Raw genomic sequence first — 19,302 nt, forward strand, 5'->3', positions numbered from 1 at the left:
CTCCAGCCTAGAGTTCAGCCCGGGTCCGTGCCGTCGTGCCCCGGCATCGACCGCAGGGCGGCCCGCAACTCGCCGCGCCCGGCGACGCCGAGTTTGCTGTAGACGCGCTGGAGGTGGTTCTCCACCGTGCGCGTGGACAGGAACAGCCGTTCAGCGATGGTGCGGCTGGTCACGCCGTCGGCGGCGAGGCGGGCGATCTCCCACTCCCGCTCGCTGAGCGTCGGGCGGAGCAGCCGCAGCGCCGGGGTGGAGATCTCGTCGCAGCGGCGCAGCAGACCGGCCAGGCGTTCCCGGATCGGGCCGGTGGCGCCGCCCCGGACGTGTCGCGTCCGGTGCAGTGCCAGGGCGGTCGCCTCGGCCGCGTACACGGTCAGCTCCCGGTCGGCGAAGCCGTCGGCGACGGCGAGCAGCGCGTCCGGGGCGCCGTCGACGGCGGCCCGGCCGAACCGGGCGACCAGCGGCGGCAGCACGCCGTCGACCTGCTCGGAGAGTTCGGCCAGGCGTTGCGCCACGGTGCGGCGGCCACCGTCGTTGCAGGTCGGGCCGACCGGCGCGGCGGCCTGGTCCAGCCGGACCAGGTCGAGCAGGACGAGCAGCTCGTGCCCGGCCAGGCCGTCCTCGCGCAGCCGGTCGGCGAGCGCGCACAGGTGCTTCGTGGCCGCCGGCAGGTCACCCGTCGCGGCCTGGACCGCGCCCCGGGCCTGTTCCAGCCACGGGTAGAGCACGGCCATCCCGGGCGCGTGCGTCCGGTCCGCCTCGGCCATCGCCTCGGCCGCGTGCGTCGCGTCCCCGCGCAGCGCGGCGGCCTGGGCACGCTCGGCGTGTGCGAGACCCGCGTACACCCGGCTGGTGGCGAGCACCGCGCACGCCTCCAGGCTGGTCCGCAGCGCGTCGTCGCCGCGTCCGCGCAGCCGCGCCGCGTACGCCTGGAGGATGGCCAGGTAGCCGGTGCCGAGCCGGAAGTCGCCGGCCCCGGCCAGGTCGGCGAACTCGTCGGCGACGATCGCGTCGATGCCGGGCAGGTCGCCGGAGAGCGTCAGCCGGGTGCCCCGGGCCAGTTCCATGGCGAGCTGGAGGTAGGGCATGTCGGCCCGCCAGCACGCCGCCTCGGCCTGCACCCGGGCGATCGCCGTGGTGCTGAGCTGGTACTGCCCCTGCGCGGCCTGGAGGTGGGCGAGCGTGCAGCGGGCCAGCTCCCGGGCGGCCATCGGGGCGGCGGGCCGGTCCAGCACCTCCTGGGCCAGCCGTACCGCGACGTCGACGTCGAGCCGGTGCAGCCGCATGATGGCCTCGAACGCGCGTACGCGGGCCCGGTCGGCGGGGTCGCTCAGCTCCTCGCCGCGCGCGGCGATCTCCTCCACCGTGGACTCGCGGTTGAGCCCCCAGTAGCTGACCATCCCCCGCACGGTCAGCCACCGGCTGCGCCGCCGGTCGTCGTGGATCTCACCGGCGACCTGGTCGAGCACGCCGAGCGCCTCGTCCGGCCGGTCGCCGAACATCAGGATGGTGGCGAGCAGCTCCGCCGCGTCCGTGCCGCCGCCGGCCTCCAACGCGGCCCGGGCCAGCCGGGTGGCCAACGGCACGTCGTACCGGCCGAACGCCTGCACCGCCGCTTCGAGCAGCAGGGCCACGTCCTGCGCCGTACCCGAGTCGAGCCGCCACACCGCGACGCGCAGCAGATCCTCCCGGCGGCGCTTGCCGACCTGTTCCAGCAGCCCGGCCAGGGTGGCCTGGAGCCGGCGGGTGCGGCTGACCGGGCAGTGCCGGCGCATCACCTCGCCGTAGAGCGGGTGCGCCAGGCGGACGTTGAGCCGCCGGTCGTCGTGGACCAGCGCGATGAGCCCTCGTTCCTCGGCGGTCTCCACGTCCGCCGGGTCGACCGCCCGTTCCAGCAGTTGCAGGCCCAGCGGCTCACCGAAGGCGACCAGCTCGACGACCGCCCGGACGCCGGGGGTGAGCTGGCCGATCCGGGTGCCGATCAGCTCGGTGAGGCTGGGCGCCAGCTCCAGCCGGCCGGTCCACGTCCAGATCCCGTACCTGCGGTTCAGCTCGTCGTCGGCGGCCAGTACCAGCTCCCGCAGCAGCAGCGGGTTGCCCGCGGAGAGCTGGAACAGCCGGTCCGAGGAGCAGGCGTCGACCGGACCGCCCAGGATGGCGGCGAGCAGCCCGGTGGTCTCGCTGCGGCACAGCGGGCCCAGCTCCACCAGGTCGACCAGGTCGTCGGTCCAGAGTGCGCGGATCGGCAGCGGGACCTGCTCGCCGTTGCGCAGCGTCCCGATGACGTACGCGTTCTCCGAGCGGGCGACCAGGTGCACGAGCGCCGCCGAGGGCGGGTCGAGCAGATGCGCGTCGTCGATGGCGAGCACGATGGGCCGGCCGGCGGCCTGTTCCTGGAGCACGTCCATGGCCCAGCGCAGGATCCCGGCGGGGGAGAGGCCCTGCGGTTGCGTGGCGGGCAGCACCTGGACCAGCCCGCCGAACGGCAACGCGGCGGTGGTGGCGCTGGCCGCGATGGACCAGATCGCGTACCGCTCGGGGGAGAGCGCGGCGACGCCCTCGCGCAGCAGCCGGCTCTTGCCGACCCCGGCGTCGCCGCTGAAAAGCAACCCACGCCCTTCCGGGCCGCCGACCGCCGACAACAGACGGTTGAGTTCATCAGTACGGCCGACGAACTCCCACCTACTCATCAATGCAGCATATCGACCGTGTTCCGTCCGCGTCCGCACCGTCACGCAGTGAAGTTGAGTAATCTGTTCCTTAGCCGTGAGTACCGGCTGTGTTGGTTGTCGGATGGCCGACACCCGTACTCTTCCGGCAGCCCCTGCACCCAGGGAAAATCCGCGACCGGCACCCCGGTCGCCCGACCGGGAGGCCACCTGATGACGCCAGGTCCGCTCCCTTCGGTCGACGTGCCCGACCCAGGCCGGCAGGCCGAGCCACCCGGCTGCGCCCCGCTGCCGACCCGGCTCGGGGTGACGACGCCCGGGCCGGACGAGCCGATGGCGGTGGTCGTCGCCGGCCCGGCCGGCGCGAACCGGCGCGAGCTGATCGCCGGCCTGCTCGGGATCGAGGCCGCGACGCTCGCCGTGCCGCCGGGAAGCAACCTGCTGGTGCAGCACGCCGCCACCCCGACCCGCGCCGCCTACGTCCCGGGCTACCGCCAGCCGCACGCCTACGGCGCCGACCCGCTCGCCGCCGGCCCGGCGCTGGCCCGGCCGCCGCGCCGGGTCGAACTGAGCCTGCCCGATCCGCTGCTGCGGCACTTCGCGGTGGTCGACACACCGGACACCGGCACGCTCGGCGTGGCCGGGGGCCGGGTGCTGCGCGACGCCGTCGGCCGGGCCGGCGCGCTGCTCTTCGTGATCTCCGCCGACCAGGCGTTCAGCGCGGCCGAGCTGCACCTGCTGGCCGAGGTGGCGCGTACCAGGGTCGAGGTGTTCTTCGCCGTCACGCCCGGCGTGACCGGCCCGGCCGCGCCGGGCGACGGCGCGCGGGCCCAGGACCGGGCGGCGTCCGGCCGGAACGGGTCGGCCCGCCGGCTCGACCCGGTGTCGGTCTCCATCGAGGCGCACCGGGCGGCGCTGCTGGCCGCGGTGCCGGCGCTCACCCCGGCCCGGTGGTTCCCGGCCCGCCGCGCCGAACTGCCGCAGCTGCGCCGCGCGCTGGTGGGCTGGGCCGCCGACGAGGTGCTGCGTCGCGGCAGCGACCGCCCGCCGGTGCCGGCCGGCGCGCACGGCCGGGTGCCGGTGCTCGGCGGCGTCGAGCCGGGTGAGCTGGCCGACCGGATCGACCGTCAGGCCCGCGCCTGTGCCCGCCGGATCCGCCAGCACCTCGCCCTGGAGCTGGCCAACATCCACCTGCGGGTGGTGCAGGAGATCGTCTTCGGGGTCGGCTGCGCCGGCCTGCCGCAGATGCTCGACCGGGAGCTGGAGGCGTTGTCGCTGCTCGCCACCGCCCAGTGCGACGAGGCCGTGCGGGGCCTGGTCGACGAGGCCGCCGCCCGGGTGTTCGGCGCGCCGCTGGCCGAGGGCGTACGACGGCGGATCACCCACGCGGTGCGCTGGGGCCTGGCCGACCACCCGGACGGCCCCGAGCTGGACCGGGTGCTCCTGGTGACCAGCACGGCCGGGGTCGCCGGGCTGACCGGTGCCGGCGCCCTGGACGCGCTGGCCGGGCTGCCCGGCGCGCAGCGCGACGAGGTGCTCCCACCGGTCGGCGTCGCCCTCAACGGCGGCTGCTGGCAGCACTGGCGGGCGCCCGGCAACAACGACGCGAACGCCGCTCGCTCCTGGTCTCAGCGCGCGCTGCGCGAGGTCGAACTCGAACTGTCCCGCGAGGTGTCCCGCCGCTTCGAGGTGATCCGTCTCTCGCTCGGCGCGGTGCTCGCCGATGCGGTCGACCACGGCATCCTGCTTGCCTGACCACGGCGCCGGCACACGGCGAACCGGGCTCGCGTACGCGGCCCGGGCGGGTGACGACGACCCGCGCGCCGTTCCGGTTCATCGGTTCCCCGGATCCGGTGGCACGATGGGGGGCATGGCGGCTCCACAGGTTGCGCCGGTCGAGACGCCGGACACCGAAGAGGTGCCGGTCTCCGACCGGCCATGGGTGACGATCGTCTGGGACGATCCGGTCAACCTGATGACGTATGTGACCTGGGTGTTCCAGAAGCTCTTCGGGTACAGCCGGGAGAAGGCGGAGCGGCTCATGCTGGACGTGCACCACAAGGGCAAGGCCGTGGTCTCCAGCGGCGCCCGGGAGCGGATGGAGCACGACGCGGCGCAACTGCACGCGTACGGCCTGTGGGCGACGGTGGACCGGTCATGAGCATGTTCCGCCGCCGGGGCGACCACTACGTGGCCACGTTCGCGGTCGACGAGGTCCGGGTGCTGCGCAAGGTCGCCAACGAGGTGGTCGGCCTGCTGACCGACGGTTTCGACCACGGCGACCCGGTGGTCGGGCGGCTCTTCCCCGACGTCTACCCGGACGACGACGCCGGCACCGCCGAGTTCCGCCGCTACACCGAGGGCGACCTGAAGACCGGCAAGATCGACCAGGCGGGCGCCGTCCTCGCCGCGCTGCCCGACGGGGACGCCGGCGGCGAGGTGCGGCTGGACGCCGAGGCGGCCGAGGCGTGGCTGCGGGCGCTGAACGACGCCCGGCTGGCGATGGGCGTACGCCTGGAGATCAAGGACGGCACCGACCTGGGCGAGGAACTCGACGACGCGGTGGCCGCGGACCCGGGTTCGTCCCGGGTGTTCCAACTGTCGGTCTACGCCTATCTCGGATATCTCCAGGAATCCCTGCTCAACGCGCTCATCGACTGAGTGGTGACGGTCGCCACCTCGCCGCCTGGCCGGGCCAGGGGCTAGGCTTGGCGGCGTGCTGAGCATCGACCGGTCGATCATCGACGCGATCGTCGCCCACGCGCGTCGGGACCACCCGGACGAGGCGTGCGGCGTCGTCGCCGGTCCCGTCGGCAGCGACACCCCGGCCCGGCACATCCCGATGGACAACGCCGCCCGTTCCATGACGTTCTACGAGTTCGACTCGATGGAGCAGTTGCGGGTGTGGCGCGAGATGGACGACCGTGACGAGGAACCGGTCGTCATCTACCACTCGCACACCGCGACGGAGGCCTACCCGTCGCGTACGGACGTCGCCTTCGCCGGCGAGCCGGGCGCGCACTACCTGCTCGTCTCGACCCGCGAGCCCGACACCGAGGAGATCCGCTCCTTCCGGATCGTCGACGGCGTGGTCACCGAGGAACCGGTGGAGATCGTGGATGCCGCCGTGGACCCGAACGCCGTCCAGTCCTACATGTTCGGGCAGAGCCCGGCGACGGTCGACTACGAGTGTTCCGACCGCTGACCCTCAGCGCCGGCACCTTCCTTTTCCCGTCACCTGGCACGATCCCGAACGAGGAGCACGAGACACCATGGCCATCGAGGTTCGCATCCCCACCATCCTGCGCAGCTACACCGGCGGCGCGAAGGTCGTCGAGGGCAGCGGCGACACGCTCACCGACCTGATCGCCGACCTGGACTCCCGGCACGGCGGTCTGAAGGCCCGCCTGGTCACCGACGCGGGCGCGCTGCACCGGTTCGTCAACGTCTACGTCAACGACGAGGACGTCCGCTTCCTCGGCGCGCTCGACGCCAAGCTCAACGACGGCGACAGCGTGACCATCCTGCCGGCCGTCGCCGGTGGCGCGTTCGGCTTCGCGGCCGCCGCGGCGATCGCCTCGCACGCGGTCTCCACGCGCGCCGCCCGCTGAGGGGGCCCGCGATGGCTCGGTACGACAGCCTGCTCGACGCCTGCGGCGGCACGCCGCTGGTCGGGTTGCCCCGGCTCTCGCCGACGGTGCCCGAGGGCGCGCCGCCGGTGCGGCTCTGGGCCAAGCTGGAGGACCGGAACCCGACCGGCAGCATCAAGGACCGCGCGGCCCTGTTCATGGTCCGCGCGGCCGAGGAGTCCGGCCGGCTGCGTCCGGGTGACACGATCCTGGAACCGACCAGCGGCAACACCGGCATCTCGCTGGCCATGGTGGCGAAGCTGCGCGGCTACCGGCTGGTCTGCGTGATGCCGGAGAACGTCTCCACCGAGCGGGTGCAGCTGCTCCGCATGTACGGCGCGGAGATCATCTTCTCGCCGGCCGCGGGCGGCTCGAACCAGGCGGTCGCGACCGCGAAGCAGATCTCCGCCGAGCACCCGGACTGGGTGATGCTCTACCAGTACGGCAACGAGGCGAACGCCCGGGCGCACTACGAGACGACCGGGCCGGAGCTGCTGCAGGACCTGCCGGGCATCACCCACTTCGTGGCCGGGCTGGGCACCACCGGCACGCTCATGGGCACCGGGCGCTACCTGCGGGAGAAGGTCGAGGGCATCCAGATCGTGGCGGCCGAGCCGCGCTACGGCGAGCTGGTCTACGGTCTGCGCAACATCGACGAGGGGTACGTGCCCGAGCTCTACGACGCCGGGGTGCTGTCCCGCCGCTTCTCGGTGGGCACCCGGGACGCGGTGCTGCGTACCCGGCAGCTCGTCGAGGTGGAGGGCATCTTCGCCGGGTTCTCCACCGGCGCCATCCTGCACGCCGCGCTCGCGGTGGCGCACGAGGCGGTCCGCGACGGCCGCCGCGCGGACGTCGCGTTCGTGGTCTGCGACGGCGGCTGGAAATACCTGTCGACCGGCGCGTACGGCGGCACCCTCGCCGACGCGGAGGAGGCCCTGGAGGGTCAGCTCTGGGCCTGACGGACCGATGGCCGGTCCGGTCGGTGGCGTGCCCGCCGGCCGGACCGCCGTCTCGTCCGGAGCGGACGTGTATGGGTGTCACGTTGATGACAACTTCCGGCAGATGATTCTTGCCCGACCGGGGCGACGCGTAGGCTGCGCAGCGTGGCGAGCGCGTCGGTAGAGATCATCGGCGGTGCCGCCGCCGGCGCATCGACTACTCATCGTGAGATCGAGGCCACCGGATGAGACTGACCGTCCTCGGCTGCGCGGGCAGCTTCCCGGGGCCCGAATCCCCCTGTTCGGCCTATCTCATGGAAGCCGAGGGCTTCCGGCTTCTGATCGACTTCGGGGTGGGGTCGCTCTCCACGCTCCAGCGCTACGTCGGGCTGCACACGCCCGACGCCATCCTCCTCACCCACCTGCACTGCGACCACATGTTCGACGCCGTGTCCTACGTGGTGGTACGCCGGTACGCGCCGGACGGCCCGTACCCGCCCCTGCCGATGTACGCCCCCTCCGGCGCGCCCGAGCGGCTGGCCACCGCGTACGGGCAGGAGGAGGGCTCGGTGGAGGACGTCTACCAGTTCTACGGCCTCCAGCCGGGCACGTTCCCGATCGGCCCGTTCACCGTCACCGTCGACCGGATGAACCACCCGGTCGAGACGTACGGGGTGCGGCTGGAGCACGGCGGCCGGGTGTTCTGCTACTCCGCCGACACCGCACCCTGCGAGGCGCTGCTGCGCCTGGCCCAGGACGCCGACGTGTTCCTCTGCGAGGCGAGCTACATGGACGGCGTGGAGAACCCGCCGGATCTGCACCTGACCGGCCGGGAGGCCGGCGAGGCGGCCACCAAGGCGGGCGTGGGACGGCTCCTGCTCACCCACCTCGTACCGGCCTGGGGCAGCGAGTCGCAGACCGTGGAGGCGGCGGCCGGGGCGTACGCCGGGCCGCTGGACGTGGTCCGGCCCGGCGCCTGCTACGACGTCTGAGCCCGGCGGCGGCCGGGCCGTGTCGGCGGGCACCCGCGGGCGGTGCGATCACCGCACCGCATAGGGTGCAGGCATGGCGCGACCTGACGGGCGGCAGCCCGACCAACTCCGACCGGTGACCCTGACCCGGGGCTGGAGCACCCACCCGGAGGGCTCGGTGCTCGTCGAGTTCGGCGCGACCCGGGTTCTCTGCACGGCGAGCGTCACCGAGGGTGTGCCCCGCTGGCGCAAGGGCTCCGGGCTGGGCTGGGTGACTGCCGAGTACGCGATGCTGCCGCGAGCCACGAACACCCGCTCGGACCGGGAGAGCGTGCGCGGCAAGGTCGGCGGGCGTACGCACGAGATCTCCCGGCTGATCGGCCGCAGCCTGCGCGCCTGCGTCGACCTCAAGGCGCTCGGCGAGAACTCGATCGTGCTGGACTGCGACGTGCTCCAGGCCGACGGCGGCACCCGTACCGCCGCGATCACCGGCGCGTACGTCGCGCTGCACGACGCGGTGACGTGGCTGGCGGAGCGCAAGGCGCTGGCCGGCAAGGTGGAGAAGGTGATGCACCGCTCGGTGGCAGCGGTGAGCGTCGGGGTGATCGGCGGCGAGGCGATGCTCGACCTCTGCTACGCCGAGGACGTCACCGCCGAGGTCGACATGAACGTGGTCTGCACCGGCACCGGCGACTTCGTCGAGGTGCAGGGTACGGGCGAGGCGGGCGTCTTCGCCCGCGACCAGCTCGACGCGCTGCTCGACCTGGGCGTGGCGGGCTGCCTGGAACTGGCCGACGCGCAGCGGAAGGCGCTCTCGTGAACAAGGTCCTGCTCGCCACCCGGAACCGGAAGAAGCTGGTCGAGCTGCAGCGCATCCTGGACGGCGCGCTCGGCGCGCACCGGATCGCCCTGCTCGGGCTCGACGACGTGGAGGAGTACCCGGAGCTGCCGGAGACCGGCCTCACGTTCGGTGAGAACGCGCTGATCAAGGCGCGGGAGGGCTGCCGGCGTACCGGCCTGCCGACCATCGCCGACGACTCCGGGCTGGCGGTGGACGCGCTCAACGGCATGCCCGGCGTGTTCAGCGCGCGCTGGTCCGGCCGGCACGGCGACGACCGGGCCAACCTTCAGCTCGTGCTGGACCAGGTCGGCGACGTGCCGGACGAGCACCGGGGCGCGGCGTTCGTGTGCACCGTCGCGCTGGTACTGCCCGGCGGCAAGGAGCACCTGGTCGACGGCCGTCAGTCCGGCCGGCTGCTGCGCGCGCCGCGCGGCGATGGCGGCTTCGGCTACGACCCGATCTTCCTGGGCGACGGGCAGGAGCGGACGAACGCGGAGCTGACGCCCGAGGAGAAGGACGCGGTCAGCCACCGCGGCAAGGCGCTGCGGGACCTGGCCAAGCTGGTCGCGAAGGTGCTCCCACCCGCCTGATCCGCTCCCGCCCGGGCGCCCGGCCGCAGCGCCGGGCCGGAGCGGCCGGACCGGCCCGCTCAGGCGAGCGGGCCGATCTCCCGTTCGACCGCCGCGCGCAGCTCCGGGCCGCCTACCACCTCGCGCGCCGCCTCCATCAGCGGCGCGAGGAACACGTCCGGTCCGGGCTCGCCGATGGTGCCGCCGAGCGCGTCGAGCGCCGCCCGCCCGGCCGGCGACGGGGTCAGCGGCGCGCGGAGCTGGAGCCCGCGTACGGCCGCCAGCAGCTCCACCGCGAGCAGGCTGGTCAGGTTGTCCAGCACCGTGCGCAGCTTCTTGGTGGCCGCCCAGCCCATCGAGACGTGGTCCTCCTGCATGCCGCTGGTCGGCAGCGAGTCGATGGAGGCGGGGGCGGCGAGCCGGCGGTTCTCGGCCACGATCCCGGCGGCGGTGTACTGGGCGATCATCAGGCCCGAGTTCACACCGGCGTCGGGGGACAGGAACGCGGGCAGCTCACGGGAACGGGTGACGTCCAGCAGCCGGTCGACCCGGCGCTCGGCGATCGCGCCCACCTCGGCGGCGGCGATGGCCAGGTAGTCGGCGGCGAAGCCGAGCGGCGCGCCGTGGAAGTTGCCTGTCGACTCGACCCGCCCGTCCGGCAGCACCACCGGATTGTCCACAACGGACAGCAGCTCCCGGCCGGCCACCACCTCGACGAAGTCGAGCGTGTCCCGGGCCGCGCCGGCCACCTGCGGCGCGCAGCGCATCGAGTACGCGTCCTGCACCGCGTGTGCCAGGTCGTCGCGGTGCGAGTCCATCACCGCCGAGCCCTGCAACAGCCGGTGGATGTTCGCCGCCGACGCGGCCTGGCCGGGATGCGGGCGGATCGCGTGCAGCTCCGGCAGGAACGGCCGCTCCGAGCCGAGCATCGCCTCGATGGCCAGCGCCGCCGTCACGTCCGCCATGGCGAACAGGTGCCGGGCGTCGGAGACGGCGAGCAGCAGCATGCCGAGCATGCCGTCGGTGCCGTTGATCAGCGCCAGCCCCTCCTTGGCGGCCAGCGACACCGGCTTCAGCCCGACCCGGCGCAGCGCGTCCGCTGCCGGGATGCGGTCACCGGCCGGGCCGAGCACCCAGCCCTCGCCGAGCAGCACCAGCGCGCAGTGTGCCAGCGGCGCCAGGTCGCCGGAGGCGCCGAGTGAGCCGTGCTCGGGCACCCACGGGGTGACCTCGTGGTTGAGCAGGTCCACGAGCGCCTCGGCGACCAGCGGGCGGACCCCGGAGCGGCCGAGCGCCAGCGACCGGACCCGCAGCAGCATCATGGCCCGCACCACCTCGCGGGGCATCGGCGCGCCCACCCCGGCCGCGTGCGAGCGGATCAGCGCGTGCTGAAGCTCGGCCCGGCGCTCCGGGGCGACGAACGTGTTCGCCAGCGCGCCGAAGCCGGTGGAGACGCCGTACACCGGCCGGCCGGCCGCCTCGATGCCGTCCACGATGGATCGGGAGGTCGCCATCGCCTCGGTGGCGGCCGGGTCCAGCACGACCTTTGCGGTGCCGCGGGCCACCGCGAGCACGTCGGCGGCTGTGACGCCGGTGGACAGGATGGTCACGGTGGTCATCGCGGTACTCCGTTGTGCAGGACCTGGCGGATCAGTGGCACGCCCGGCCGGTAGGCCAGGTGCAGGTGGGACGGGGCGTCGAGGATGATCAGGTCGGCCCGCGCCCCGGGGGTCAGCCGGCCCACGTCGGTGCGACGCAGCGCCGCCGCCCCACCGGCGGTCGCGGCCCACACGGCCTCCGCCGGGGTCATCCGCATCTCGCGTACGGCGAGCGCGACGCAGAACGGCATCGACGACGTGTACGACGAACCGGGGTTGCAGTCGGTGGCCAGCGCCACCGTCACGCCCGCGTCGAGCAGCCGCCGGGCGTCCGGGTACGGCGACCGGGTGGAGAACTCGGCGCCTGGTAGCAGCGTGGCGACCGTCTCCGACCCGGCCAGCGCGTCGACGTCGGCGTCGGCCAGGTGGGTGCAGTGGTCGACGCTGGCCGCCCCCAGCTCCACGCCGAGCCGCACACCCGGCCCGGGGCCGAGCTGGTTGGCGTGCAGCCGTACGCCCAGACCGGCAGCCTGCCCGCAGGCGAGGATCGCCCGCGCGTGGTCGGCGTCGAACGCGCCCCGCTCGCAGAACACGTCGATCCAGCGGGCGTACGGCGCGGCGGCGGCGAGCATCGGCCCGCACACCAGGCCCACGTAGTCGTCCGGGCGGTCGGCGTACTCGGCCGGGACGACGTGCGCGCCGAGGAACGTGGTGTCGTCGGTGAACTCGGCGGCGATCCGCAGCGAGCGGGCCTCGTCGGCGACGTTGAGGCCGTACCCGCTCTTGATCTCGACGGTGGTGGTGCCCTGCCGCAGCATCTCCGCGCGCAGCCGGCCCACTGTGGCGCGCAGGTCGTCGTCGGAGGCGGCGCGGGTGGCGCCGACTGTGGTGCGGATGCCGCCGCCGGTGTAGCGCTCGCCGGCCATCCGGGCGGCGAACTCGGCCGCCCGGTTCCCGGCGAAGACCAGGTGGGCGTGGCTGTCCACGAAGCCGGGCAGCACGGCCGCGCCACCGGCGTCGATCCGCCGGTCGGCGGCGGGCGCGTGCCGGGCCGGACCGGTCCAGGCCACCTCGCCGTCCTCCACGAGCAGGGCGGCGTCGCGCCGGATACCGAGCGGGTCACCGTCGCGGCCGTCGTTGGTGACCAGCTCGCCGATGTGGTCGACGAGCAGGCTGCCGCGCGTCACGAGTCCTCCTTCGCGGTCACCGCCGCGATCGCGTCCCGCAGCTCGGTGGGCACGTCCACGGTCAGGTGCCGGCCGCCGTCCACCACGGGCCGGCCGTCGACCACGACGCTGGTCACGTCGGCGGCGGTGGCGGCGAAGAACGCGCCGACCGGCGGCACCCCGGCGGTGCGTGCGCTGTCCAGCCGTACGGTGACCAGGTCCGCGCGCTGCCCGACCGCGAGCCGGCCGGCGTCGCCCCAGCCCAGCGCGGCGTGCCCGCCGACGGTGGCGGCCGTGACCAGCTCGACCGGCTTGAAGTGCCCCCGCCGGCGGGTACGCAGCCGCTCGTCCATCTCGACCGCGCGGGCCTCCTCGAACAGGTCCACCACGGCGTGACTGTCGCTGCCGAGGCTGAGCGGGCTGCCCGCGTCGGCCATCCGGCGCACCGGGCCGATCCCGTCGGCCAGGTCGCGTTCGGTGGTGGGGCAGAGGCAGACGCGGGTGCGGCTGTCGCCGAGCAACGCCACGTCGGCGGCGGTCGGGTGGGTGGCGTGCACGGCTGTGGTGTGCGGGCCGAGCACGCCGTGGTCGGCCAGCAGCCGGGTCGGGGTGCACCCGTGCACGGCCCGGCAGGCGTCGTTCTCGGCCGGCTGCTCGGACAGGTGCACGTGCATCGGCAGCCCGTTGCGGTCGGCCCAGCCGGCCACCGTGGCGAGCTGCTCGGCCGGGACCGCGCGCACCGAGTGGATGGCCGCGCCGAGCCGGACGTGCTCGTCGGACGGGCGGAACTCGTCCACCCGCTGCGCCCAGCGCAGCGCGTCGCCGTCGCCGAACCGGCGTTGCGGCCCGGCCAGCGGCGCGCCGTCCACGCCCCCCGCCAGGTACGCGGTGTCCAGCAGCGTGAGCCGGATCCCGGCGTGCGCGGCGGCCTCCACGAGTGCGGCGGACATGGCGTTCGGGTCGTCGTACGGGGTGCCGCCGGGACCGTGGTGCAGGTAGTGGAACTCACCCACGCAGGTGATCCCGGCCAGCGCCATCTCCGCGTACACGGCGCGGGCCAACGCCAGGTAGGTGTCCGGGTCGAGCCGGATCGCGACGGCGTACATCAGGCTGCGCCAGGACCAGAAGTCGCCGCGCCCGTCGTGGGTGCGCCCGCGCAGCGCCCGGTGGAACGCGTGCGAGTGGGCGTTGGCCAGGCCGGGCAGCGTCAGCCCGGGCAGCCGGACCGCGTCGGCGAGCACCTCGACCCCGGCGGTCGGCGGCCCGTCCACGGTCAGCGGGGTGACCGCGGTGAGCCGCCCGTCGGTCGCCTCGATCAGCACGTCCCGGGTGGGCTCGGCGCGGTCGGGCAGCCAGGCGTACTCGGCCAGCCAGCGGGTCAGCGGCATGCCAGCTCCTCCAGCACCCGGGCCAGGGCGGCCACCCCGGCGGCGCAGTCGGCGTCGGTGGCCGCCTCGGCGGGGGAGTGCGACACCCCGGTCGGGTTGCGCACGAACAGCATCGCGGTGGGCAGGTGCGCCGCCAGCACGCCCGCGTCGTGCCCGGCGCCGGTGGGCAGCACCGGCGCGCCGAGCAGCGCGGCCAGCCGGCCGGCGAGCCCGTGGTCGAACGCGACGAGCGGGGTCGCCGACTCCTGGGTGCAGGTCAGCGCGGTCCCGTCGCGGCCGGCCCGGTCGGCGGCCTTGGTGCGTACCGCCTCGACCAGACCGTACAGCGTCTCCGCCTCGGCCGCCCGCGCGTCCAGCCAGCCGGTGACCCGGGACGGAATCGCGTTCGTGGCGTTCGGCTCGACCGACACCCGGCCCACAGTGGCGTGCGCGTCGCGCAGCCGGGCCTCCTTGTTCGCCGCCAGCACGGTGAACGCGTAGGTGAGCATCGGGTCGCGGCGGTCGGCCATCCGGGTCGTACCCGCGTGGTTGCCCTCGCCGGTGAAGTCGAACCGCCACCGGCCGTGCGGCCAGATCGCCGACCCCACCGCGACCGGCGCGTCCAGGTCGACGAGCGCGCGGCCCTGCTCGACGTGCAGCTCCACGAAGGCCGCGAAGCGGCCGAGCAGCGCCGGGTCGGCGCCCGCCGGCCGCTCGCCCAGCGCCTCGGCGAAGGTCGTCCCGGCCTGGTCGGGCAGCCCGGCCGCGCGGTCGACGTCGATCTCGCCGGTGAGCAGCCTCGACCCCAGGCAGGGTACGCCGAACCGCGCGCCCTCCTCCTCCACGAACGCGGCCACCACCACCGGCCGGTCCGGGGTGACGCCCGCTGCCCGCAGCTCGTCCACGGCGAGGAACGCGCTGACGATGCCGAGCGGACCGTCGTACGCGCCGCCGTGCGGCACCGAGTCGAAGTGGCTGCCGGTGAGCACCGCCTCGCCGGCCGCCGGGTCGCCCCACCAGGCGAACAGGTTGCCGTTGCCGTCCTGAGACACCGGCATGCCCCGCCGGTCGGCCTGCTCCCGGAACCAGGCGCGCAGCGCCAGCTCCGGCTCGGTGAGCGCGTAGCGCAGGTAGCCGCCGCTGCCGGCGTCCCGCCCGACCGGGGCGATCTCGTCCCACAGCTCCCGGAACCGTGCCGCCAGGTCGGTCACAGGTTGCCCTCGGTCATGGGGACGCGGACGCCGGTGCGCTCGGCTACCTCGCGGGCGTCGTCGTAGCCGGCGTCGACGTGCCGGATCACGCCCATCGCCGGGTCGTTGGTGAGCACCCGCTCGATCTTCTGCCCGGCCAGCGCGGTGCCGTCGGCGACGCAGACCTGGCCGGCGTGGATGGACCGGCCGATCCCCACGCCGCCGCCGTGGTGGATGGACACCCACGACGCGCCGCTCGCGGTGTTCACCAGCGCGTTCAGCAGCGGCCAGTCCGCGATCGCGTCGGAGCCGTCGGCCATCGCCTCGGTCTCCCGGTAGGGGCTGGCCACGCTGCCGCAGTCCAGGTGGTCCCGGCCGATCACCACCGGCGCGCTCAGCTCGCCCGACGCCACCATCTCGTTGAACCGCACCCCGGCCCGGTCGCGCTCGCCGTAGCCGAGCCAGCAGATCCGCGCCGGCAGGCCCTGGAACGCGACCCGCTCGCCGGCCATCCGGATCCACCGGGCGAGGGACTCGTTCTCCGGGAACAGGTCGAGGATGGCCCGGTCGGTGGCCGCGATGTCCTTCGGGTCGCCGGAGAGCGCGGCCCAGCGGAACGGGCCCTTGCCCTCACAGAACAGCGGCCGGATGTACGCGGGCACGAACCCGGGGAAGTCGAACGCCCGCTCGTACCCGCCGAGCTTGGCCTCGCCCCGGATCGAGTTGCCGTAGTCGAAGACCTCCGCGCCGGCGTCCAGGAAGCCGACCATCGCCTCCACGTGCTTCGCCATCGACGCCCGCGCCCGGTCGGTGAACTCGGTCGGCTTGGCCGCCGCGTAGTCCCGCGCGTCGGCCGGGTCCACGCCCTCCGGCAGGTACGACAGCGGGTCGTGCGCGCTGGTCTGGTCGGTCACGATGTCGATGGCCACGCCCCGGCGCAGCAGCTCGGGGAAGACGGTGGCGGCGTTGCCGACCACCCCGACGCTGAGCGCGCGCCGGTCCCGCTTCGCCGCGAGGGCCCGCTCGACCGCGTCGTCGAGCGAGTCGGCGATCTCGTCCAGGTAGCGGTCGTGCGCCCGCCGCTCCAGCCGGGACCGGTCCACGTCCACGATCAGGCAGACGCCGCCGTTCATGGTGACCGCGAGCGGCTGCGCCCCGCCCATGCCGCCGCACCCGGCGGTGAGCGTCAGCGTGCCGGCGAGCGTGCTCTCGAAGCGCTTGGCCGCCACCGCGGCGAACGTCTCGTACGTGCCCTGGAGGATGCCCTGGGTGCCGATGTAGATCCAGGAGCCGGCGGTCATCTGCCCGTACATGGTCAGGCCCAGCGACTCCAGGCGGCGGAACTCCGGCCAGGTGGCCCAGTCGCCGACCAGGTTGGAGTTGGCGAGCAGCACGCGCGGCGCCCACTCGTGGGTGCGCATCACGCCGACCGGGCGACCCGACTGCACGAGCATCGTCTCGTCGTCGCGCAGGTCGGTCAGCGTCCGCACGAGCGCGTGGTACGACGGCCAGTCCCGGGCCGCCTTGCCGGTGCCCCCGTAGACCACCAGGTCCTCGGGGCGCTCGGCCACCTCCGGGTCGAGATTGTTCATCAGCATCCGCAGGGCGGCCTCCTGCGGCCACCCCTTCGCGGTGCGTGCGGTGCCGCGGGCGGCGCGGACGGGCTGGTGCATCTCGTACTCCTCTCAGCCGAGGAACAACTGGCGGCGGGCGGCGGACGACTCGAACGCCTCGAGCCGGTTCTGGGTCTCGGCCGGTGCGGCGTCGCAGATCGCCTGGAGCACCACCATGGCCAACGTCATCGGGGCGGTGTGCAGGTCGAAGACCAGGTCGGCGCCGACGGCGGCGGGCAGCACCACCTCGGCGTGCTCGGTGGCCGGGCTCACCGGCGAGTCGGTGATCGCCACGACAGTCAGCCCGGCGTCCCGGGCCTCGCGCAGCGCGTCGAGGGTCTCCCGGGGGTAGCGGGGCAGCACGAACGCGAGCATCGCCGTGGCACCGGCCGCGACTGCCTGGTCCAGCCGGTCGACCAGCATGCTGCCGCCGTCGTCGAACACCCGCACGTCCGGGTGCACCTTCGCGGCGAAGTACGCGAAGTACGCGGCGAGCGGCGCGGCGGCGCGCAGTCCGAGCACCGGCAGCGGGCGGCTCGCCGCGAGCAGCTTTCCCACCTCGGCGACCCGGCCGGCGTCGGCGAGTTGCGCGGCGAGCCGGTCGAGATTGTCCCGCTCGGCGTGCACCGCCCGTTGCAGGGCGTTGCCGCCCGCCGGTCCGGCCGACCCGGTGACTGTGAGTTCCCGCAGGCGGCGGCGCAGCGCGGGGTAGCCGTCGTGCCCGAGCGCCATGGCGAACCGGGTCACCGACGGCTGGCTGACGCCTGCCAGCTCGGCCACCTCGGCGGCGGACAGGTACGCCGCCGCGCCCGCGTGCCGCACCAGGCAGTGGGCGATGCGGCGTTGGGTCGGGGTGAGCCGTACGCCGTGGAACAGGTCGAGCAGGCGGTCGGGGGAGGCCGCACCGCTTTCATTCACAGCGCGACTCTATGCATGAAAACTTTCAGAGCGCAAGCGTCGATCAGCCGTTCCGGGGCTGCGCGGGCGGCGCAGACGCCCTTACGGTGCCACCCGTGACGCCCGAGACCTCGGCAGATACATACGACAGCCATATCCGCGCCCGAGTCATCGACTTCTTCACCCTGGAGGGATTGCCCTGGCCGCGTCGGCTTTGGGATGTCGGCTCTTTGCTCGCTCTGGAGGAGTTGCTGGAAGCAAGCTCATGGGCACGGCACCGCGTTCTGTCCCCGGCCTCGGTGGACTGGCAGCGTCACGAACTCCTGAAAGCCATCGGGCCGGACGTCGGTCTCGGAAGTAGAGAACTGCGTGCCCAACTGACGTCGTTGCTGAAGCAACCGCTTCCAGATCCCAGCCCCGCTCACCGCCGACTGCGGGAGGTTGTCGAACATGCCCGGGGTGGCTACCTGGATCGCTGGGCCGCGGCAGCGGCCCTACCCGAGGGGCGCCGGCCCCAGCCGGAACGGCTTGCCCGTGTCATCGCGGCGCATCTGCTCGACCTCGGCTACGACGCGAGTTACCTGGCTACCTGGATCGGGCAACTCGCGCACCGGCGGGCGAGCGCCGAGGAGGTCCTACAGGGTGCTGTCGCTCTCGACAGGGCCGCGCCGCACGAATTCACCGTTCTCGTGGTTCTGGAAAGTGCTCCCGAGCGCGAGCAGGCACAAAAGCACGAGATGTGGCTCTCCGGCCGGGAGGTCGTGGATTGGCTGAAGCAACGTGGCCATCCGACCAGTGGTGTCCGGGCCGGCGGCGGATTCCTTTACCGGATGACCGCGCGGGATCCGTTCAGTGCGGCGAGCCAGGCCCGCGAATTTGTCGAGCGGATGGTGGCTCGATCGTCGTTCATGCGCGGCAACCGAGGTGGTATTCGCCCGGCCGCACACATGTGGGTCGACCAGCATCCGGACCCGATCCCCTTCGTCACCCCGGCCCGAGGTGCAGATGTCCTGTCTCTGGTGAACGAAGGGCATCTCTATCAGGTAGACGGGCAACGAACGTTGATCGACGATGCTCTGGAGCTTGCGGCGCCTGTCAACCGCGGTGTGCTCGGGCCAGCAGTCGCCGGAGCGTGGGCGGCAGTGGAATCATTGCTGTCGCACCCGGACGACCCGGCCGAAGAGCAGCGGTCAGGCAAGGCGGTCGCCGCGGATCGATTGGCGGCCATCATCGCCTGCTCATGGCCCAGAGCCGAGTTGACCGCCCTCGCGCACAGGCATCAGCCCTCGACCCCTGATGCCCTCACCGAGCAGCTGACAGCTTGCACGACCAACCGTGAGCGGGCCTCAGCGGTAGCCGATGCCCTGGCGGCCGGGAAGTCACTCCACCTGGCCGACCGGTTCCGCCGCGACGCGGACATCGCGGCGGTGCACCGGATGCGCCGGGTTGTCGCCAGCCCGAGGGGAGAACTAGCAACCGCAGTGACGATCTTCCGCATCGGCATACGCCGTCTGTACCGGACCCGCAACATCGTGCTGCATGGTGGCTCCACCCAGGGGGTGGCGTTGAAGGCCGCCCTGCGCATTGCTGCTCCGCTGGTGGGCGCCGGGCTGGATCGGATCACGTACGCAGCGCTTGCGGAAGGCCTAACTCCGCTCGACCTGGCCGCGCGGGCCGAGGTAGGTCTCAAGCTGGTAGGGGGCGAAACCGGTCTGAGCGTGGTCGATCTCCTTGAGCCCCGCAGGTGACCTGAGAATCAAACTGACCAAGCAAGAGGGCCCCGGCCAATTGGCGGGGGCCCCTGCAATGCTGAGACGAGTATACACAGGCCTTGGAGATCGGTGGGCTCAAGAGATG

17 protein-coding genes are annotated in these 19,302 nt (G+C 73.7%); 10 read left to right on the forward strand and 7 right to left on the reverse strand.

Translation table 11 applies throughout. From position 1 onward, the window contains the following. Nucleotides 1-14: 14 nt before the first annotated feature. Nucleotides 15-2,687: a LuxR family transcriptional regulator gene (locus tag GA0070562_RS10155; protein WP_091419057.1), complete on the reverse strand. Its 2,673-nt coding sequence runs from the start codon at nt 2,685-2,687 to the stop codon at nt 15-17. A gap of 192 nt (nt 2,688-2,879) precedes the next feature. On the opposite strand from GA0070562_RS10155, the gene GA0070562_RS10160 reads away from it, so the two are divergent. From GA0070562_RS10160 to rdgB, 9 genes are all read left to right on the forward strand, one after another. Beyond that, on the forward strand, nt 2,880-4,421 hold the full coding sequence (locus GA0070562_RS10160) for a P-loop NTPase family protein (protein WP_091419060.1): 1,542 nt from the start codon (nt 2,880-2,882) through the stop codon (nt 4,419-4,421). 115 nt (nt 4,422-4,536) lie between these two features. Beyond that, nucleotides 4,537-4,827, forward strand: a complete 291-nt coding sequence (gene clpS / locus GA0070562_RS10165; RefSeq protein WP_018786685.1) for an ATP-dependent Clp protease adapter ClpS — start codon at nt 4,537-4,539, stop codon at nt 4,825-4,827. Next, nucleotides 4,824-5,327 carry a DUF2017 domain-containing protein gene (locus GA0070562_RS10170; protein ID WP_013284356.1) on the forward strand — a complete coding sequence of 168 codons (504 nt, stop codon included), beginning with the start codon at nt 4,824-4,826 and terminating at the stop codon, nt 5,325-5,327. Before clpS ends, GA0070562_RS10170 begins: the two co-directional genes overlap by 4 nt. Before the next feature lie 55 nt (nt 5,328-5,382). Beyond that, nucleotides 5,383-5,871, forward strand: coding sequence for a M67 family metallopeptidase (locus GA0070562_RS10175; RefSeq protein ID WP_091419062.1), 489 nt, complete (start codon nt 5,383-5,385; stop codon nt 5,869-5,871). Between the two features lie 67 nt (nt 5,872-5,938). Continuing rightward, nucleotides 5,939-6,277 (forward strand): MoaD family protein, encoded by a 339-nt coding sequence (locus GA0070562_RS10180; RefSeq protein ID WP_091419065.1) that lies wholly within the window; start codon nt 5,939-5,941, stop codon nt 6,275-6,277. A gap of 11 nt (nt 6,278-6,288) precedes the next feature. Further along, nucleotides 6,289-7,254 (forward strand): PLP-dependent cysteine synthase family protein, encoded by a 966-nt coding sequence (locus tag GA0070562_RS10185; RefSeq protein WP_091419067.1) that lies wholly within the window; start codon nt 6,289-6,291, stop codon nt 7,252-7,254. Between the two features lie 224 nt (nt 7,255-7,478). Further along, nucleotides 7,479-8,225: an MBL fold metallo-hydrolase gene (locus GA0070562_RS10190; RefSeq protein WP_091419070.1), complete on the forward strand. Its 747-nt coding sequence runs from the start codon at nt 7,479-7,481 to the stop codon at nt 8,223-8,225. A gap of 73 nt (nt 8,226-8,298) precedes the next feature. Beyond that, the gene (rph, locus tag GA0070562_RS10195; RefSeq protein WP_091419074.1) at nt 8,299-9,024 is read left to right on the forward strand and encodes a ribonuclease PH; all 726 of its coding nucleotides are present in this window, start codon (nt 8,299-8,301) and stop codon (nt 9,022-9,024) included. Continuing rightward, complete coding sequence (gene rdgB, locus GA0070562_RS10200; protein ID WP_091419077.1) at nt 9,021-9,635, forward strand: RdgB/HAM1 family non-canonical purine NTP pyrophosphatase; 615 nt, start codon at nt 9,021-9,023, stop codon at nt 9,633-9,635. The genes rph and rdgB overlap by 4 nt, the downstream gene beginning before the upstream one ends. A gap of 59 nt (nt 9,636-9,694) precedes the next feature. Here rdgB and hutH read toward each other — a convergent pair whose 3' ends face one another. Genes hutH through GA0070562_RS10230 form a run of 6 tightly spaced genes read right to left on the reverse strand, consistent with a single transcriptional unit; the run spans nt 9,695 to nt 17,466 of the window. Then, a complete protein-coding gene (gene hutH / locus GA0070562_RS10205) occupies nt 9,695-11,233 on the reverse strand; it encodes a histidine ammonia-lyase (RefSeq protein ID WP_091419079.1) in 1,539 nt (512 codons plus the stop codon). After that, nucleotides 11,230-12,399 (reverse strand): imidazolonepropionase, encoded by a 1,170-nt coding sequence (hutI, locus tag GA0070562_RS10210; protein WP_091419081.1) that lies wholly within the window; start codon nt 12,397-12,399, stop codon nt 11,230-11,232. The genes hutH and hutI overlap by 4 nt, the downstream gene beginning before the upstream one ends. Next, nucleotides 12,396-13,760: a formimidoylglutamate deiminase gene (locus tag GA0070562_RS10215; protein ID WP_175438716.1), complete on the reverse strand. Its 1,365-nt coding sequence runs from the start codon at nt 13,758-13,760 to the stop codon at nt 12,396-12,398. Before GA0070562_RS10215 ends, hutI begins: the two co-directional genes overlap by 4 nt. Beyond that, nucleotides 13,757-14,956 (reverse strand): allantoate amidohydrolase, encoded by a 1,200-nt coding sequence (locus GA0070562_RS10220; protein WP_091419085.1) that lies wholly within the window; start codon nt 14,954-14,956, stop codon nt 13,757-13,759. The genes GA0070562_RS10215 and GA0070562_RS10220 overlap by 4 nt, the downstream gene beginning before the upstream one ends. Next, nucleotides 14,953-16,608, reverse strand: coding sequence for a urocanate hydratase (gene hutU, locus GA0070562_RS10225; RefSeq protein WP_091419088.1), 1,656 nt, complete (start codon nt 16,606-16,608; stop codon nt 14,953-14,955). The genes GA0070562_RS10220 and hutU overlap by 4 nt, the downstream gene beginning before the upstream one ends. A gap of 12 nt (nt 16,609-16,620) precedes the next feature. Then, on the reverse strand, nt 16,621-17,466 hold the full coding sequence (locus tag GA0070562_RS10230; RefSeq protein ID WP_091419091.1) for a MurR/RpiR family transcriptional regulator: 846 nt from the start codon (nt 17,464-17,466) through the stop codon (nt 16,621-16,623). Between the two features lie 95 nt (nt 17,467-17,561). Here GA0070562_RS10230 and GA0070562_RS30220 point away from each other — a divergent pair, with 95 nt between their 5' ends. Then, complete coding sequence (locus GA0070562_RS30220; protein ID WP_175438690.1) at nt 17,562-19,193, forward strand: integrase; 1,632 nt, start codon at nt 17,562-17,564, stop codon at nt 19,191-19,193. Nucleotides 19,194-19,302 lie beyond the last annotated feature (109 nt).

Origin of the sequence: Micromonospora tulbaghiae, assembly GCF_900091605.1 — a bacterium.
GTDB lineage: Bacteria > Actinomycetota > Actinomycetes > Mycobacteriales > Micromonosporaceae > Micromonospora > Micromonospora tulbaghiae.

What these genes read in the sequence shown, in the direction of transcription:
- GA0070562_RS10170 (WP_013284356.1), top strand. Translation starts at nt 4,824, where the DNA reads ATGAGCATGTTCCGCCGCCGGGGCGACCACTACGTGGCCACGTTCGCG.
- clpS (WP_018786685.1), top strand. Translation starts at nt 4,537, where the DNA reads ATGGCGGCTCCACAGGTTGCGCCGGTCGAGACGCCGGACACCGAAGAG.
- rph (WP_091419074.1), top strand. Translation starts at nt 8,299, where the DNA reads ATGGCGCGACCTGACGGGCGGCAGCCCGACCAACTCCGACCGGTGACC.
- GA0070562_RS10155 (WP_091419057.1), bottom strand. Translation starts at nt 2,687, where the DNA reads ATGAGTAGGTGGGAGTTCGTCGGCCGTACTGATGAACTCAACCGTCTG.
- GA0070562_RS10180 (WP_091419065.1), top strand. Translation starts at nt 5,939, where the DNA reads ATGGCCATCGAGGTTCGCATCCCCACCATCCTGCGCAGCTACACCGGC.
- hutH (WP_091419079.1), bottom strand. Translation starts at nt 11,233, where the DNA reads ATGACCACCGTGACCATCCTGTCCACCGGCGTCACAGCCGCCGACGTG.
- hutU (WP_091419088.1), bottom strand. Translation starts at nt 16,608, where the DNA reads ATGCACCAGCCCGTCCGCGCCGCCCGCGGCACCGCACGCACCGCGAAG.
- GA0070562_RS10190 (WP_091419070.1), top strand. Translation starts at nt 7,479, where the DNA reads ATGAGACTGACCGTCCTCGGCTGCGCGGGCAGCTTCCCGGGGCCCGAA.
- GA0070562_RS10160 (WP_091419060.1), top strand. Translation starts at nt 2,880, where the DNA reads ATGACGCCAGGTCCGCTCCCTTCGGTCGACGTGCCCGACCCAGGCCGG.
- GA0070562_RS10185 (WP_091419067.1), top strand. Translation starts at nt 6,289, where the DNA reads ATGGCTCGGTACGACAGCCTGCTCGACGCCTGCGGCGGCACGCCGCTG.